Source organism: Mesorhizobium sp. SP-1A, from assembly GCF_032460275.1.
Classification (GTDB): domain Bacteria; phylum Pseudomonadota; class Alphaproteobacteria; order Rhizobiales; family Rhizobiaceae; genus Mesorhizobium.
Map to the genome: position 1 here is coordinate 43,865 of NZ_JAVXZD010000011.1, position 15,831 is coordinate 59,695.

15 protein-coding genes are annotated in these 15,831 nt (G+C 63.0%); 9 read left to right on the forward strand and 6 right to left on the reverse strand.

The window, feature by feature from the left end; all coding sequences use genetic code 11:
* The first annotated feature begins 43 nt into the window (after window positions 1-43).
* From QU595_RS27990 to QU595_RS28025, 8 genes are all read left to right on the forward strand, one after another.
* Window positions 44-583, forward strand: a complete 540-nt coding sequence (locus QU595_RS27990; RefSeq protein WP_315928219.1) for a flavin reductase family protein — start codon at window positions 44-46, stop codon at window positions 581-583.
* Between the two features lie 215 nt (window positions 584-798).
* A complete protein-coding gene (locus QU595_RS27995; protein ID WP_315928221.1) occupies window positions 799-2,193 on the forward strand; it encodes an MFS transporter in 1,395 nt (464 codons plus the stop codon).
* 104 nt (window positions 2,194-2,297) lie between these two features.
* A complete protein-coding gene (locus QU595_RS28000; RefSeq protein WP_315928223.1) occupies window positions 2,298-3,320 on the forward strand; it encodes a LacI family DNA-binding transcriptional regulator in 1,023 nt (340 codons plus the stop codon).
* Between the two features lie 13 nt (window positions 3,321-3,333).
* Window positions 3,334-4,314, forward strand: coding sequence for a nucleoside hydrolase (locus QU595_RS28005; protein ID WP_315928225.1), 981 nt, complete (start codon window positions 3,334-3,336; stop codon window positions 4,312-4,314).
* Window positions 4,315-4,778: 464 nt separating this feature from the next.
* Complete coding sequence (locus QU595_RS28010; protein WP_315928227.1) at window positions 4,779-5,717, forward strand: ABC transporter substrate-binding protein; 939 nt, start codon at window positions 4,779-4,781, stop codon at window positions 5,715-5,717.
* A 158-nt stretch (window positions 5,718-5,875) separates the two neighbouring features.
* Window positions 5,876-6,961: a betaine/proline/choline family ABC transporter ATP-binding protein gene (locus QU595_RS28015; RefSeq protein ID WP_315928229.1), complete on the forward strand. Its 1,086-nt coding sequence runs from the start codon at window positions 5,876-5,878 to the stop codon at window positions 6,959-6,961.
* Window positions 6,958-9,060: an ABC transporter permease gene (locus QU595_RS28020; RefSeq protein ID WP_315928231.1), complete on the forward strand. Its 2,103-nt coding sequence runs from the start codon at window positions 6,958-6,960 to the stop codon at window positions 9,058-9,060. Before QU595_RS28015 ends, QU595_RS28020 begins: the two co-directional genes overlap by 4 nt.
* Before the next feature lie 89 nt (window positions 9,061-9,149).
* Window positions 9,150-9,920: an SDR family oxidoreductase gene (locus tag QU595_RS28025; protein WP_315928233.1), complete on the forward strand. Its 771-nt coding sequence runs from the start codon at window positions 9,150-9,152 to the stop codon at window positions 9,918-9,920.
* Between the two features lie 98 nt (window positions 9,921-10,018).
* Here QU595_RS28025 and QU595_RS28030 read toward each other — a convergent pair whose 3' ends face one another.
* From QU595_RS28030 to QU595_RS28055, 6 genes are all read right to left on the reverse strand, one after another.
* Complete coding sequence (locus QU595_RS28030; RefSeq protein WP_315928235.1) at window positions 10,019-10,468, reverse strand: DoxX family protein; 450 nt, start codon at window positions 10,466-10,468, stop codon at window positions 10,019-10,021.
* Between the two features lie 67 nt (window positions 10,469-10,535).
* Window positions 10,536-11,006, reverse strand: a complete 471-nt coding sequence (locus QU595_RS28035) for a tetratricopeptide repeat protein (protein WP_315928237.1) — start codon at window positions 11,004-11,006, stop codon at window positions 10,536-10,538.
* A 15-nt stretch (window positions 11,007-11,021) separates the two neighbouring features.
* Window positions 11,022-11,996, reverse strand: coding sequence for an MBL fold metallo-hydrolase (locus tag QU595_RS28040; protein ID WP_315928239.1), 975 nt, complete (start codon window positions 11,994-11,996; stop codon window positions 11,022-11,024).
* A gap of 150 nt (window positions 11,997-12,146) precedes the next feature.
* A complete protein-coding gene (locus QU595_RS28045; RefSeq protein ID WP_315928241.1) occupies window positions 12,147-12,401 on the reverse strand; it encodes a DUF680 domain-containing protein in 255 nt (84 codons plus the stop codon).
* Window positions 12,402-12,507: 106 nt separating this feature from the next.
* Entirely contained in the window at window positions 12,508-13,380 is an 873-nt protein-coding gene (locus QU595_RS28050; RefSeq protein WP_315928243.1) for an anti-sigma factor, read from the reverse strand.
* The gene (locus QU595_RS28055; RefSeq protein ID WP_315928341.1) at window positions 13,377-13,919 is read right to left on the reverse strand and encodes a sigma-70 family RNA polymerase sigma factor; all 543 of its coding nucleotides are present in this window, start codon (window positions 13,917-13,919) and stop codon (window positions 13,377-13,379) included. Before QU595_RS28055 ends, QU595_RS28050 begins: the two co-directional genes overlap by 4 nt.
* 488 nt (window positions 13,920-14,407) lie before the next feature.
* On the opposite strand from QU595_RS28055, the gene QU595_RS28060 reads away from it, so the two are divergent.
* Window positions 14,408-15,571, forward strand: coding sequence for a cytochrome P450 (locus QU595_RS28060; RefSeq protein ID WP_315928245.1), 1,164 nt, complete (start codon window positions 14,408-14,410; stop codon window positions 15,569-15,571).
* The last annotated feature ends 260 nt before the right edge of the window (window positions 15,572-15,831 follow it).

Sequence of the window (15,831 nt, forward strand, 5' to 3'; positions counted from 1 at the left end):
GCATGGACGAAGATTGCGCCAATTGCGCTCCGAGGATTTTGGCATGATCAGCATCGACCTGTTCAAGCACGGGATGCGGCGGCTGGCCGCTGGCGTGTGCGTGATCACCACAATGGACCAGGGCCGCCGCACCGGCCTTGTGGCGACGTCGGTCACCTCGTTCTCCGCCGACCCGCCTTCCCTGCTCATGTGCGTGAACCGCTCCTCGCAAAGCCACGAAGCGGTGAGCCGAAGCGGCATCTTCTGCGCCAACATCCTCGCTCACCAGGACACGGACTTCGCCGTGCTCTTCAGCTCTGCCGCCACCCGTGACGAGGCCTTTGCCGCGCGCGACTGGCGCGAACTGGAAACCGGCGCACCGGCCCTCGTCGGCGCCGTCGCCAGTTTCGACTGCCGCGTGATCAAGGAGGAACCCTTCCGCTCACACACCATCTTCGTCGGCGAGATCATGGACGCGTTGCTGCCCAACCGCGACATCGAGCCGCTCGTCTATATGGGCGGCTCCTACATGACCACCTCGCGGGGCCAGCCGCGCCAGCGCGAGCTGGCCATGGTCGACCGCATCGGTTTCTCCGACCTTTGACGCCATCACGCCGCGGGATGTCGGGCCGGTGCGGATGTGCCACGGTGCGGCGTCGACGGCATCGGTTCACCTGCGCTGACTTTTAGACCCTCCGCGGAACCTGGAGTGAATCCGGACTTCAACATTTCGCTTGCTTAATCTACGCGCGTAGAATAGCACTGCACGCGTTTATGGGAATGAGCCGGAAACCGTCAGTTCAGGACCAGGGAGGCCCGATGACCACTTTTCCTCTGTCTGCCGACGTGCAGAACGAACAGCACGCGGCGCAAGAGCGCCTCTCCACGCAGGCAGGTCGCCGCGATTTCTGGCGCGCGACCTTGTCCTGCTGGCTGGGCACCACGATGGAATATGCCGACTTTGCCCTTTACGGACTGGCGGCCGGGATCATTTTCGGCGACGTCTTTTTTCCCAATTCCACGCCGGTCATGGCGCTGCTTTCCAGTTTCGCCGCCTATTCGGTCGGGTTTATCGCCCGCCCCATCGGCGCGCTGTTTTTCGGCTGGATCGGCGATCACCACGGACGCAAGACGGTGATGGTCGCCACCATCGCCCTGATGGGGCTTTCCACCACCCTCATCGGCCTGATCCCAAGTTTCGCTCAGATCGGAGTGTGGGCTCCGGTATGTCTGGTCGCCCTGCGCTTCGCCCAGGGACTGGGCGCCGGCGCGGAACTTTCCGGCGGCACCGTCATGCTGGGGGAATATGCGCCGGTCAAACGCCGGGGACTGGTCTCCTCCATCATCGCCCTCGGGTCCAACAGCGGCACGCTTCTGGCATCGCTGGTGTGGCTGGTCGTGCTGCAGATGGATAAGGAGAGCCTCATGAGCTGGGGCTGGCGCATTCCTTTCCTCGGAAGCATGCTGATCGCCGCCGCCGCGTTGCTCATTCGCCGCCACATACGCGAAACGCCGGTATTCGAGCGCCAGAAAGCCCAGTTGCAGGCCGAGCGCGAGGAAGCGCTCAAGCGCGACCGGGAAACGCAACGGGGCGACAGCCGCGGTTTCTGGCGGCGCACCAAGGCGTTCTGGGTCATGGTGGGGTTGCGCATAGGCGAGAACGGTCCGTCTTATCTCGCCCAGGGCTTCATCATCGGCTATGTGGCGAAAGTGCTGATGGTCGACAAGTCGGTTCCGACAGTCGCCGTGTTCATCGCCTCGGTCCTGGGATTTGCTATCATTCCGCTGTCCGGCTGGCTCTCCGACCGCTTCGGCCGCCGCATAGTCTACCGCTGGTTCTGCCTGCTCCTGATCCTCTACGCGTTCCCCGCCTTCATGCTTTTGGACAGCCGGGAGCCATGGATCATCATTCCGACCATCGTCACCGGCATGGGGCTGGCCTCGCTGGGCATTTTCGGCGTGCAGGCCGCCTGGGGCGTGGAACTGTTCGGCGTGACCAACCGCTACACCAAGATGGCGTTCGCCAAGGAGCTGGGCTCCATCCTCTCCGGGGGCACGGCGCCGCTGGTTGCGTCCGCCCTGCTGTCGTTGACTGGGCACTGGTGGCCTATCGCGGCCTATTTCGCGCTGATGGCGGGGATCGGGTTCGTCACCACCTTCTTCGCGCCGGAGACGCGCGGGCGGGATCTCAACCTGCCCGAAGACGCGATCTGATCGGGCCTTGATGGGGCGCACGTTTCCCATCAAGGATTTTCGGGTCGCAACGTTTATGCTTTTCGAACACACCTTGAGTCTGTCGCTGATCTGACGGGTGACCCGTGACCCAATCCCATTCCCGGCGGATAACGCGCGCCGAAGTCGCCAAGGAAGCCGGCACTTCGGTGGCGGTCGTCAGCTATGTCATCAACGACGGACCGCGCCCCGTGGCGGAGGCCACACGGCACCGCGTGCTGGCGGCGATCAAGAAAACCGGCTACCGCCCCAACGGCATCGCCCGGGCGCTGGCCTCGGGCAGCACGCAGACTTACGGCCTGGTGGTGCCCAACATCGCCAACCCGTTCATCGCCTCCATGGCCCACGCCCTGCAACGGGAAGCCTTCGTCGACGGCAAGGTCCTGCTTCTCGGAGACTCCGGCGATAATCGCGAGCGCGAACGCGAGCTGATCAACAATTTGCTGCACCGCCAGGTCGATGGCCTGATCTACACCAGCGTGGATCGCCACCCCTATATCGACCTGATCCAGGCCAACGGCACCCCGTGCGTCATGCTCGACCAGGTCGATCCCGGGCTCAACGTCAGCATGATCCACGTCGATGAAGGGCAGGCCGCCTACCAGGTGACCCGGCATCTCATCGGGCATGGTTACAAGGGCATCGGCATCATCTGCGGTCCGCGCGATATGCTCAACACCCAGGACCGTATCCGTGGCTGGCAACTGGCCCTGGAAGAAGACGGCCAGGAAGCGAACCCGGCGTGGATCTTTTCCACGGACTATACCCGCGCCGGCGGCTATGAGGCGACCCTGCGCATGTTGACCGGCCCCCTGCCGCGCGCCCTGTTCGCCACCAACGAGCAACAGGCGTTCGGCTGCCTGCGTGCGCTGGCCGAACGCGGCCTGCGGGTGCCGCATGATCTGGCGCTCGTCTGCTTCAACGGCACCGAGCAATCCATCTACAATACCCCCTCGCTGACCACGGTGCGCCAGCCGGTGGACAACATGGCGCGCGCGGCGATCGACATGCTGAAGAACTGGGACGGCGAAGTCCGTCGTGCCGAATTCGAGTTCGATTTGCAGGTGGGAGAGTCGTGCGGCTGTTCTGGACATGAAGCATCAGACTGACAGAAGCAAACCCATGCGTGTGATCATCGATTGCGATCCCGGAAACGGCGTGGCCGGCGCCAATGTGGACGACGGTTTGGCGCTGGCATTGGCCTTCGCGGCACCGCAGATCTCGCTGGAGATGATCACCACGGTGGCCGGCAACACGCCGAGCGAAGTGGGGTATGCGGTGGCTTGCGATCTGGTGCGGCGGCTGGGGAAATCGCTCCCGGTCTGGCGCGGCGCCTCGCGCGCCCTGATGGAGGCGGCCGCCCCCTGGCGCGAACAGCTCGATCACGGCGTCGACCGGCACGGGCTGCGCGAACTGTGGCATGGCGTCCAGCCGCCGCAGCCATGTCCCGGTTCCGCGCCTGTCGCCCCCCACGCCATGGGCGAACTGATCTGCGACAACCCCGGCGAAATCACCCTGGTGGCGATCGCGCCGCTGACCAACGTCGCCTTGGCGATGCAGCTTTATCCGGAGATGGCTGGCGCGGTGAAGCGCATCGTGATCATGGGCGGCGCGTTTCACACGCCCGGCCTTCTCAAGGACACCAACTTCGGCATCGATCCCGAAGCGGCGCATGCGGTGTTGACGAGCGGCGCGCCCATTACCCTGGTGCCGATGGACGTGACGACGCAGACCCAGATGGTGCACGCCGATCTCGACCGGCTGACGCAGAAGAAGAACGTTCTCGGCAGCTATCTGGAGCAGACCATGCGGCCATGGATGGATTATTCCATGCGCACCCGCAATTTGCCGGGATGCTGGATCCATGACGCGCTGACGGTCGCCTGGCTGCTCGACCCGTCGCTGGCCACCGGGATCGACGACTATGTGGACGTCGCACTGGACGGCGTGGCGCGCGGCGTGACCTGCCGCTACGGGCCCGACAACCTGCGGCTCGCTGTGGGGGTGCCGGCGCCGCGGGGCGCGCCGGTCCACATCCTGCAGACGGTGGACAACCAGAGACTGCTGTCCCTGATCGAACACTATATTCACTGCTACGAGTAGCCGTGATCCCGGCCGGGACGCTCCGCGTTGCCGCATCGTGGCGGACCGTCACCCCCGAATTCCAACCGGAACGCAACCGCAATTATGGCCCAGATGCGGCCAGGCAGTAGTGCCAAAAGGCATCATTGTAGCCGTTTCGCCGCCCTGTATCCTCCGGTAGCCGATGCGGAATCGGTCGAATTCGAGCAGTTCCGGCAGTCCGGAAAACCGCCCGAAGCAGTTGCGTCCCAATCCAGCCAGCGGCGGAGCATGTGCTCCCTGACAGGCGACCGTAGCCGGGACCATCGGCAGTTTTAGCCAAATCGGGAGAGACCGATGGTAGCGAAAACAAACTTGCAAAAGGAGAGATCGCGGCAAGCGCGCCCTTGAAGGGAGCGTTGCGGATGGCGTTCGCCGATCCGGATGCAACAGCTCCTTCGAAATATGACGGACCAGTGAATCCTAACGATAATAAAGGGAACACCATGCTGATACGTCCAATTTGGAAGCTTTCGAGCATCGCACTCGCGACCTTCCTGGCAGCAAGCGCACCCGCGCTTACCGCCGATCTCGGTGCCAAGGGCGAGCCGATCAAGCTCGCGATGCTGGAATGGACCGGCGCTCACATCTCCACCCATGTCGCGGGACAACTTCTGGAGAAGCTCGGCTACAAGGTCGAATATGTGACGGCAGGCAATTTTCCGCAATTCTCGGGCCTCGCCGACGGTTCTCTCAGCGCGTCGGTCGAGATGTGGATGAACAATGTCGGCGACATCTACCCGAAGGTTCTCGCGGCCAAGCAGATCGAGGACATCGGATCGCTCGGGCTGAAGACACAGGAAGGCTGGATCTATCCCAAGTTCATGGAGAAGGTCTGCCCCGGCCTGCCGGACTGGACGGCGCTGTCAAAGCCGGAATGCGTCCAGGCCTTGTCGACGCCGGACACCGCTCCTAACGGCCGCTTCCTCGACTATCCCGCGGACTGGGGTTCGCGCTCCGCGACCATCATCGCAGACAACGAAATGCCCTACACCGCCGTTCCGGCGGGTTCCGAAGGCGCGCTGGTCGCTGAGCTCGGCTCCGCCGAGGCCGCAAAGACGCCGCTGGTCATGATGTTCTGGGCCCCGCATTACGCCTTGGCGGAAGCCGAGGTCGGCTGGATCAAGATGCCGCCCTGCAAGGAACAGACGCAGGCGCACTGCATCACCCCGCCCGATGTCGACAAGATCGTCTGGTCGGGCTTCGGCGCCAAGTGGCCTGCCGCATACGCCTTCCTGAAGGCGTTCCAGATGGACGCGACCGACCAGCAGAAGATGATGCTCGCCGTCGACAAGCAGGGCAAGGACCTCGACGCCGTTGCCAAGGCGTGGATCGACGACCACGAGTCGGTCTGGCAACCCTGGATCGACGCCGCCAAGAAGTGACCGGAAGGCCTTGGGCCTTCCGGGAGCGGTTCCAGTCTGAACGAAATCGCCGGAACCGCTCCGTTCCAATGTCTCGCGCATTTCCGGATGCGAAACCGCTTCGTGCTTTTGCCGGAAATGCCTGGCCGTCCCGCAAAGTCGTCTGGAGCTTGCGTCTCTTGGATACTCTTATTGAAACACACGGGCCCATTGTCGCCGCAGAAGCGAGACCCATCAAGCTCGCCTGCCGCAATGTGTGGAAGGTCTATGGCCAGCGTCCCGACTACTATTTCGACTCGCGCGGCTATGTGATCGATGCGGATGCGCTTTCCGAACGCATGCGTGCGGAAGCGCATCTGCCGGCGGTGGTGGACGCCAGCTTCGAGGTGGCGACCGGCGAGATCTTCGTCATCATGGGTCTCTCCGGGTCCGGCAAATCGACGCTGGTGCGCTGCCTGTCGCGATTGGTAGAGCCGAGCGCCGGCGAGATCCTCCTGAACGGCAGGAACCTGCTCAAGGCGTCGGCCAAGGAGCTGATCCAGATCCGGCGGCACGACATGGGGATGGTGTTCCAGAATTTCGGGCTGCTTCCACATCTCACGGTGCTCGAAAACGTCGCCTTTCCCCTGAAGATCCAACACAAGGGACAAAAGGAGCGCGAGGAGCGGGCGCGTGAGATGATTGCGCTGGTCGGGTTGAACGGCCGCGAGAAATCGCTGCCGAGTCAGCTCTCCGGCGGCCAGCAGCAACGGGTGGGCATCGCTCGCTCGCTCGCCGTGGGGCCGGAACTCTGGTTCCTCGACGAACCCTTCTCCGCCCTCGACCCGCTGATCCGCAGGCAGATGCAGGACGAGTTCCTGCGACTTCAGAAAATGCTGAAGAAGACCATCATCTTCATTACGCACGACATCGGCGAAGCCTTCCGCCTCGCCGACCGGCTGGCGATCATGCGGGCCGGCAAGATCGTCCAGATCGGCCGGCCGGCGGACATCGTGCTCAATCCGGCCGACGACTACGTCGCGCAGTTCACCGAGGAGATACCGCTGCTGCGCGTGATCAAGGCCGGCGATCTGGCAAAGCCGGCAGGGGAGATGAACATCGATCAAAGCATTGCCGCCGAAGCCAACATCGAGACGCTGATCCCAAGCATCGCCGGTGGCACGAAGGCGTTCAGGGTTCTGCGGGCGGACGGTCCGCCACACATGCTCCTGGCGGCCGATGTCCTCGCCGTACTTGAACGGGATATGCGCAGGCAGGCTCCATGACCGCCTTAGGAAACGTCCAGGACTACCGGCACAGCGTGCGGGTCGAACCAGGCCCGGCCGCATGGGGCGCTGTGATCGCTCTGGTTCTTGCCTGTATCGGGCTCAAGGGCAGCCTGCCATGGCTGGTCAATTTCCCCGTGGCGTGGCAGTTGCCGATCGTTGCGTGGATCAACGTCGTCAGCGACGCCGTCATCCACGCGATCCAACCATTGTTCCGGAGCATCTCGGCGCTGCTCGACGCTCCCATGCGTGGAATGCAGGCCGGGCTTGCCTGGTTGCCCTGGCCGGTGACCATGATCATCGTCGCCGCCTTGTCGTTGAAGTCAGGCGGGGTACGGCTCGCCCTCTTTGCGATCATCGCGCTGGGCTACCTGCTCATCGCCGGCTACTGGCCGCAAAGCATGAACACGCTCTCCCTCGTGCTCCTGGCGGTCCCAATTGCGGTCTGCTTCGGTTTCGTTCTCGGCGTGCTCGGCCACCGCTTGCCAAAGTTCCGGCCGGCGCTCCTGGCCTTGCTGGACCTGATGCAGACCGTGCCGGCTTTCGCCTATCTGATACCGCTGCTGCTTCTGTTCGGCTTCGGCCCGGTGGTCGGCCTTATCGCAAGCGCGATCTACGCGACCCCGCCGATGGTGCGCAACACCATGCTCGGCCTCGATCGCGTGCCTGGCGACATTCGCGAGTCCGGGCTGATGGGCGGTTGCACACGCCGACAGCAATTCTGGCATGTCGAGGTGCCGACGGCATTCCCGCAGATCCTTGTCGGCTTCAACCAGACGACCATGGCTGCCCTTTCCATGGTCATCGTCGCGGCGATCATCGGCGGCTTCGAGGATATCGGCTGGGAAGTCCTGTCCTCGATGCGCAAGGCCGAATTCGGCCAGAGCATCCTTTCCGGCCTGGTCATCGCGCTCCTGGCCATTCTGATCGATCGTCTGACAATCGGCTTCGCGAAGCGCCGCCCGACCGGCGAGACCCCTGCGATGGTGTGGATGACCTGGCAGCGTTTCGCACTGATCGTCGTGGTTGCCCTGGCGGCCGCCGTCGCCATCGAAATGATCTTGCCGAACATGCTGTCGGTGCCTTCGACCGGACTGCGCCAGCAGGTGGGGGTTATCAACGTCTGGCTGGTGGGCATCGTTCGCGACTATGCCTGGTTCTTCAACGGCATCCGCAACGCCGTGCTCTACAGCCTGCTTCTGCCCCTGAGGCTCGGCATTTCCGGCTCGGCGACACCTGTCGTGTGGGGCGTCCAACTGACGCCGACATGGATTGCGGCCTATGTCGTCCTGGTCCTCGCGATCGCCACCTTGGCGATGAACCGCTTCGGCTGGCGCGCCGCAGTAGCTTCCATCATGGCGGGAATATTGCTGTTTACCGGCGTCGGCGGCTTTCCCTGGCCGGCGTTCATTATCGGCATGGTGCTGTTGGCATACAGGCTTTCGGGACTGAAGCTTGCCTGTTTTACCTTGGTCGGCTTCGTCCTGATCCTGTTGTCGGGCTTGTGGGTTCCCCTCTGCCAGTCGCTCTATCTGACCGCGCTGGCGGTTCTTCTGTGTCTCGTCATCGGCGGGCTCCTGGGCATATGGGCAGCGCATAACGAGAGCGTCTCGCGCTTCCTGCGGCCAGTGTGCGACGCGCTGCAGACGATGCCGCAATTCGTGTTTCTCATCCCCGCTTTGATGTTCTTCAAGGTCGGCGAGTTCACGGCGATGATCGCCATCATGCTTTACGCGATCGTGCCGCCCATCCGCTATGTCGAGCACGGGCTTCGCCACGTCCGCGAAGACGTGGTCGAAGCGGTGCGGCAAATGGGAGCAACGCCGACGCAACTCCTGGGTCAGGCGAAGTTTCCGCTTGCGCTTCCTGTCATCATGCTGGGCGTCAACCAGACCATCATGGCCGCGCTGTCGATGCTGGCGATTGCAGCACTTGTCGGCACCCGCGATCTCGGCCAACAGGTCTACATCGCACTCGGCAAGGCAGATGCGGGCCTGGGGATCATGGCAGGCCTGGCGATTGCGTTCCTGGCGATCCTGGCCGACCGGCTTACCCAAGCGAGCATTCGCGGCAAGGACATCAAAATCGAAGCGGTTTGAATGTTCCAGCTCGGCGTTTGACGGAGCCCGATCGACGATGACCGCTTCGATCTCTTTCCTTGCAGCATAAGTTTTCAGAAGGCGGCGACATGGAGCCGAAGCGCGGAAGTTTGGCCGGCAAGGTCGCCATCGTGACGGGCGGCGGGCGCGGCATCGGCCGTGCGATTGTCAGACGATTGTCGGCCGACGGCGCACATGTCCTGACCTGTGGCCGCAACGGCCGTCCTTCCGACCTGCCGGCTTCCGTCGCCTGGGTTCAGGCGGACATCGCCAGCCGCGATGGGGCCGCCACGATCGTCGGGACCACCCGCGAACATTTCGGCACTCCGGCCATTCTCGTCAACAATGCCGGCATCCAGCTTGAAAAGACGGTCATGGAAACCAGCGATGACGACTGGGATCTGGTCATGGGCGTCAATTGCAGGGGTACCTTCAATATGTGCCGCGAAGTTCTGCCCTTGATGACGGAATCAGGTGGCAGCATCGTCAATATCGGGTCGATTTCCGGCAACGTCTCCGATCCCAGGATGGCCGTCTACAACGCCTCCAAAGCGTTTGTGCACGGGCTGACCCGATCGATCGCCATCGACCACGGACCGCGGGTGCGCTGCAATGCCGTCAGCCCCGGCTGGATCATGACGGCCATGGCATCGGACGGTTTCGCGCTGGCACGCGATCCCGAGCGGGCCAGGGAAGACGCCATCGCACGGCATGCGGTCGGCAGGCTCGGCGAGCCGGACGACATTGCCAACGCGGTTGCATGGCTGGTCTCCGACCAGGCCTCATTTGCAACCGGCCAGTGTTTCGTCTTCGATGGCGGGCTGACCGCCGCTTCTCCCCTGCAACCAGGTCTCTTCTAGAAATCCCGCTTGCGAGACGCGCCGCAGCAAGCGGACCTCTGCACATCTTCGCGGCTCAGTTTCCAGGCATTGGGCAAAAACCAGACCGGGGCCTTCACTCAGGGAAAGCGACGATAGCCGAGCAACCCTGAAACCGGAGTTTTGCGCAGCCGGTAGTCACACGACAGCGATCCTGCGCCCGCGGCGGCCAGAACGAACATGCCGCCAGCGATCGCAAGGTCCTTTTCGAAGTGCAGCAATTCGTTCTGGATCGAGAAATTGGCGTGAAACAGCATCGCCGTTGCCATGCAGAAAAGTCCGAGCCCGACGGCGCTCAGCCGCGTCAGCAATCCGATCGCGACCGCAAATCCTGCTCCGATCTGAAGCGCGATGACGGCCACGGTCAGAGGAAGGCCGATGCCCGACTGCGCCATGGCCTTGATCGTGCCGCCGAAATGAAACGCCAAGGTCGATCCCTCATGGACGAAGATCAGTGCGAGCAGCAGGCGGCCCGCCAGCAGCATGAAATCAGCCGGCCGGATCGTCGACGCGGTTGGTATCGTAGTCACGATCGGCTCCTTGTCTGGACAGATGAAGGCCTGAACGGATGAGGCAGGCAAAGCGCCTGCCTCGTCGTCACTTGGTCGTCTTTGTCGCGATCGCCTCCTGCAGATCCTTGAGCTCATCGCAGCCGCCGGGGCAGAGTTTCTGCAGCGAAGCCAGTTGTTCGTTGGCCTTGTCGATGTTTCCGGTTTCGACATAGAGCTCGCCGAGATATTCGCGCGCGGCCTTGAAATCCGGTCTGAGTTCCAGCGCCTTGTTGTAGTAGGTCAGGGAGGTCTGGAAATCTCCGGTCTTGCGCAGCGTGAAACCAAGCAGGTTGTAGACGTCCGGCTGCTGAACATCCTGCGCCAGGTCTCGCAGATCGGCCAGGGCGCCCTTGTAGTCCTTCGCGTCGATCTTCGCTCTGATCGCGGTCAGGTCGGGAGCGTCCGCCGAATCCATGTTGTCGACGGCATAGGCAGGCACGGAGGCCGCCACGGAGCTTGCCGCGAGAAGCGCGAGAGCTCCGATGGTTCCACGCAGTCCGGTCATCATCTGTTTCATTTTTCAGTCCTCCACTTAGCTCTGAGCGGTCGGCATGAAGCCATAGGCATTGCCGTCCTTCACGAACGTGCCTGTGCCCGGGAAGGGGAAATGCGAACCGCAGATTCTGATGTTGTCGGCTATCACACGGTCGATCAGCCTGCGGCGCGTCGCGACCGCAGCGGAACCGTCCTGGTCGTAGCTGCCTTGCCACTCGGGATGGGGCGCGAGCAGGGCCGGCACATACATGGTGTCGGCCGAAACCATGAACTGCTCGCTTCCCGCGTCGATGAGATAGACCGAATGTCCAGGCGTATGGCCGGGTGCGGCAACCAGGCGGACGCCGGGCACAACCTCGGTTCCGTCCTCTACCAATCGCCAGTTCTTCCATTTCGGGAAATTGTCGGCGATGCGCTTCCCGGCCGGCTTGCGGCCGGCAGGAAGCTTGTCCAGCCGGCTCGGCTCGGTCCACCAGTCATATTCGGCGGAATTGACGATCAGTTCGGTGTTCGGGAACACCGGTGCGCTTGTTGCCTTTTCCATCAGGCCCCAAACATGGTCCGGATGGAAGTGCGAGATCATGATCGTATCGATCGCCTTGTAGTCGATGCCGGCGGCCGCCATGTTGGCCGGAAGATGGGTCGCGTTCGCCTGCCACTGGCCGACGCCCGAGCCTGCATCCATCATGACCAGCCGGTCATTGATCTTCAGGACCACGACCGTGAGCGGTATGGGCATGAACTCGGTCGGCAGGCCCGCTTTGGCCAGAGCGGACTTCGTCTCATCGACCGAAGCATTGGCGATAAACGCGGGATCGTGCGGCTTGCGCCAGATGCCGTCATAGATGGCGGTGACCTCGATCGATCCTACCTTGTACCGATGGAAGCCGACGGCCGGCTCGACCGGGGTCGCGGCCTGGGCCGGCGAAACGAGTTCGAGTTTTCCGGCAAGGCCGAAAGCGGTTGCAGCGAGAGCGGTTCCAAGCACCGTGCGACGTGTCATGTTGAACATGGTGATCTCTCTTTTTCGATGCGGCTGCTCGCACCACGGCTGTCCACCGCAGATGGTTAACTGCGAGACGGCCGGATTTATTCCCGTCCTTGACAGAAACCTTGGACGAATGGCGAGCAGCTGGTTGCAAAACGCGTAGGCTGGCACGCCTCACTGCCCCCATATGCCCTGGCCGTAATCCGCGGGATCCTGCATCGTCGATGGCGCGGCGACGGCCCCGGTCTTCAGCCCGGTATCGACCTGCCTGTGCGTGGCGGAGACCCGTTTATGGATGGACGCGGTCACTGAACTGTCGACTGCTGCTGCCGGCTGCGAAATGAGACCGGGATCGAAGTGGTCGCTCCCGGCAAATGCACTTGCGGTTGCAATAAATAGCGCGGCGACGGAAAGGGATATTCTGGTCATTTTCTTGATCCTTTGAGCTTCGATTGTGCCGGCCTGACGAACCGGCTACTCAAAAGACCTTGGATGGATCCGATTTATTCCTGAGGACGTTGGAAATTCATGAATATCACATCGATGTGACTACGGCGCGAAAACGGGCAACGAAGCTGTCGAGCTCCGGCCGCTCCATGTCCGAGGCAGCCCAATAGCTGAAGGCGGGATCGCTCCATCTGACCAACGAAAAACCGCCCGCCGAAAGGTCGGCGGGATTACTCGCGGCACCGCCACTTCGTGGCTCGGCCACAAGTGTTATCAGGTGCTCGTTATGGCGGTAGACGAGTACCGGAACCGGCTTTCCGGCCAGCACCTCGACTCTCCCGCCGACGAGTGCAAATCCGTCCTTCGCAAGGTCGGGAGCCGGGGGCGAAACGCCAAGGCGCGCGTCCAGCCAAGGTTTCACCGTATGCCGATCCGACGAGACGACATCCACCGGGCTCGTTGCCAGCAGGCTTCTGCGGTGACCGTTCGCCACCGCCACGGCGACATTGTCCAGACTGGCGCTGGTCATCACCCATTGCGTCGCGCCGCTCGCCAGAACGGCGGTGACCACGATCGAAGCGGCCATGGCGCGCCAATCGAACGATCTGAAACCCCTGACCGGCCAGCCGGTTCGAACGCGCGTCGTTTTCGCACGCGATGAAGGGCGTTCCGATCGGCGGGTGAAAGGCGGAATTTCTACCCGTTCTGCATCTTCCTCCCCGAGCGCGCCGATCGCTGCGATGCGTTCCAGGAAAGCGTCGCTGACCTCAGGCCTTGGCAGCTTCGCCATGGCGGCGCGAAGCCTCACGATGCGGGCGTGCTCGGCCGCCAGTTCCGGATCGGCGGCGATCCGCCGCTCTACCGCCAGCGCTGCCGCGGCGTCGAGTTCGCCGTCGATGAGCGCATGGATCATCAAAGCCATGCCGGCCTTGTCTTCGGGCAGTGCGTCGCGCTCTGTCATTGCGCTCTCCCAAGATCGGCCGTCAGCTGGGCGCGCGCTCTGGCCAGGCGCGACATGACCGTGCCGATCGGTACGTCGAGCATCGCGGAAATCTCTCGATAGCTCAGGCCGTTGATGTCCCGCAGAACCAATGTCTCGCGAAATGGCTCCGCCAGTGCTGCAATCGCTGCTTCCAGCGCTTGCGTGTCCGCCTTGGCGATCAAATCGGTTTCCTGGCTGGGGCTCGACAGTAGACCGGCACCCTGGGCGGTGCTGACATCGTCGAGGTCGTTCAGGTCGCCGACGGCGACGACACCACGCGGGCGGTTGCGCGCCAACCAGCTATAGGAAGCGTTGCGCACAATGGTCAGCAACCAGGCCCGGGCATTGCCGCCGGCATAGCCGGAAATGCCGGCATAAGCCTTTATGCAGGCATCCTGGACCACGTCCTCGGCGTCGGCCGCACTGCCCGTCAGCCAGCGGGCCAACGCAAGCGCGTCGCCGAGATGCGGCAAAACCACCTGGTTGAACCGCTCTGTCTGGGCCGTCACGCTCAACATCGCGACATCGTGCGCCCCTGTCGGAGGCTTGGCATGTTCACGCCTGGGCAGCGACGGCGCCAAGGAAGCTGGCACGGCTGCCTGATTTCGCAAAAATGACGACATGACCGTTACCGGTGTCAAGCAATCCTGCGCCGAAAGAGTACGCCCGCACGTAAAGTCCGCAGGCCCGAGCGGTGGCGCCGACAGAACCCCGTTGCAAGAAAGGTGAGGCTGCGGGGACTCTTCGCATGACCGGACCCCATCTCCTGGAATTTGCATTTCATATCCAAGACCATGCCAGGACAGCTTTTATTCCCGGCCGGGCGTCGCTTCGGTCATGCTCGCCACGATCACGATCGCGGTCATACTGTTCCTCAATCAGTGACGACACGCCGGCGACGGCTCCGTTTGATCTCGCACAAAGACCCTTTGCGGGGGCCATGCCACGGTGTGCTGAAATGCCATGCCTGCCGCCGCGCGACAGAGGGACTGCCAGAGGGGTTTCCATGAGGCCGATGCCAGACGAGCCGCAGCCGGACTGGGACCCCAGATCCGGCAACGTCCTTTCCAATCAGATCGCGGCTTACGACGTGATGCGCGACCGCTGTCCGGTGGCCTATAGCGACTACCTGGGCTGGTCGCTGTTCCGGCACGACGACTTGGTGCGGGCGCTGGATGATCACCAGACCTTCAGCAACGTGGTCTCCAGCCACCTTTCGGTGCCGAACGGCATGGATCCGCCCCGGCATACGGCCTATCGGCAATTGATCGAGCGCCATTTCGATCCCGCGCGCGTCGATGCCTTCGAGCCGCGTTGCCGCACGATCTCGGTCAATCTCGTGTCCGGCCTTGAAAAAGGCGTGGAGATCGAACTGGTGACGCAACTAGCGCAGCGCTTCGCCGTGCAGATCCAGTGCGCCTTTCTCGGCTGGCCGGACAGCCTGCACGAACCGCTGCTTCGGTGGGTTCGCAAGAACCACGAGGCCACGCTGGCCAGGAACAGCTGCGCGATGGCGGCCATCGCGCTCGAATTCGACGGCTATATCCGCCTGTTGCTGGAAATGCGGCGCGAGGCCGGTGCGGCCGCCCCCGACGACATTACCACAAGTCTTTTGCAGGAACGGATCGGCGACCGGCCGCTGAACCACGAGGAGATTGTAAGCATCCTGCGCAACTGGACAGTCGGCGAACTGGGCACCATCACCGCCTGCGTCGGCATTCTGGCCCATTATCTCGCCGAAAATCCCGGGCTCCAGCAGCGGCTCCGGGAAGAGCCCGATCTGCTGCCCGCGGCGATCGACGAGATATTGCGGATGCATGGGCCGCTCATCTCCAACCGGCGCATGACGACCAGGCCGGTGGAGATCGGCGGCCGCAGGATCGCCGCCGGCGAGCGCATCACGCTGATGTGGGCATCTGCGAACCGCGATGAGGCAGTGTTCGGCGATCCCGACGAATTCCGCGCCGATCGGGACCCCGCGCAGAACCTTCTCTACGGCCGCGGCCTCCATGTCTGCCCGGGTGCGCAGTTGGCCCGGCTGGAGTTGCGTGTCCTTGTGGAGGAACTACTGAAGCAGACCCGGCACATCGCATTGGCACCCGGGCTGGCACCGGCGATCGCCGTCTATCCGGCAAGCGGGTTTTCCGAATTGCCTATGATTTTGACATAGTTTCCGGAGGCGCTGCCGCCTGCTCCTTCGACGACAGCCGCAGCCGGCAAGAGCGGAAGCACTGCCGCGTTCGGCCGTTCCGCCAATGCAATGTCGCCTGGGATTGCTGCATTGCACAAAACGCAATGCTTCCATGCGGAAATGGCAATGGAAATCCGCCGCGCCATCCCTTACATCGCGCTTATCGAATTCGTCGGGGCCTTCCTCCTCCCAGACCCCGACGGAAACGGCCGGCAATCTCCTCCTCCCGATAGCTGGCC

What these genes read in the sequence shown, in the direction of transcription:
- QU595_RS27990 (WP_315928219.1), top strand. Translation starts at nt 44, where the DNA reads ATGATCAGCATCGACCTGTTCAAGCACGGGATGCGGCGGCTGGCCGCT.
- QU595_RS27995 (WP_315928221.1), top strand. Translation starts at nt 799, where the DNA reads ATGACCACTTTTCCTCTGTCTGCCGACGTGCAGAACGAACAGCACGCG.
- QU595_RS28005 (WP_315928225.1), top strand. Translation starts at nt 3,334, where the DNA reads ATGCGTGTGATCATCGATTGCGATCCCGGAAACGGCGTGGCCGGCGCC.
- QU595_RS28010 (WP_315928227.1), top strand. Translation starts at nt 4,779, where the DNA reads ATGCTGATACGTCCAATTTGGAAGCTTTCGAGCATCGCACTCGCGACC.
- QU595_RS28020 (WP_315928231.1), top strand. Translation starts at nt 6,958, where the DNA reads ATGACCGCCTTAGGAAACGTCCAGGACTACCGGCACAGCGTGCGGGTC.
- QU595_RS28025 (WP_315928233.1), top strand. Translation starts at nt 9,150, where the DNA reads ATGGAGCCGAAGCGCGGAAGTTTGGCCGGCAAGGTCGCCATCGTGACG.
- QU595_RS28035 (WP_315928237.1), bottom strand. Translation starts at nt 11,006, where the DNA reads ATGAAACAGATGATGACCGGACTGCGTGGAACCATCGGAGCTCTCGCG.
- QU595_RS28040 (WP_315928239.1), bottom strand. Translation starts at nt 11,996, where the DNA reads ATGTTCAACATGACACGTCGCACGGTGCTTGGAACCGCTCTCGCTGCA.
- QU595_RS28045 (WP_315928241.1), bottom strand. Translation starts at nt 12,401, where the DNA reads ATGACCAGAATATCCCTTTCCGTCGCCGCGCTATTTATTGCAACCGCA.
- QU595_RS28050 (WP_315928243.1), bottom strand. Translation starts at nt 13,380, where the DNA reads ATGACAGAGCGCGACGCACTGCCCGAAGACAAGGCCGGCATGGCTTTG.
- QU595_RS28055 (WP_315928341.1), bottom strand. Translation starts at nt 13,919, where the DNA reads ATGTTGAGCGTGACGGCCCAGACAGAGCGGTTCAACCAGGTGGTTTTG.
- QU595_RS28060 (WP_315928245.1), top strand. Translation starts at nt 14,408, where the DNA reads ATGAGGCCGATGCCAGACGAGCCGCAGCCGGACTGGGACCCCAGATCC.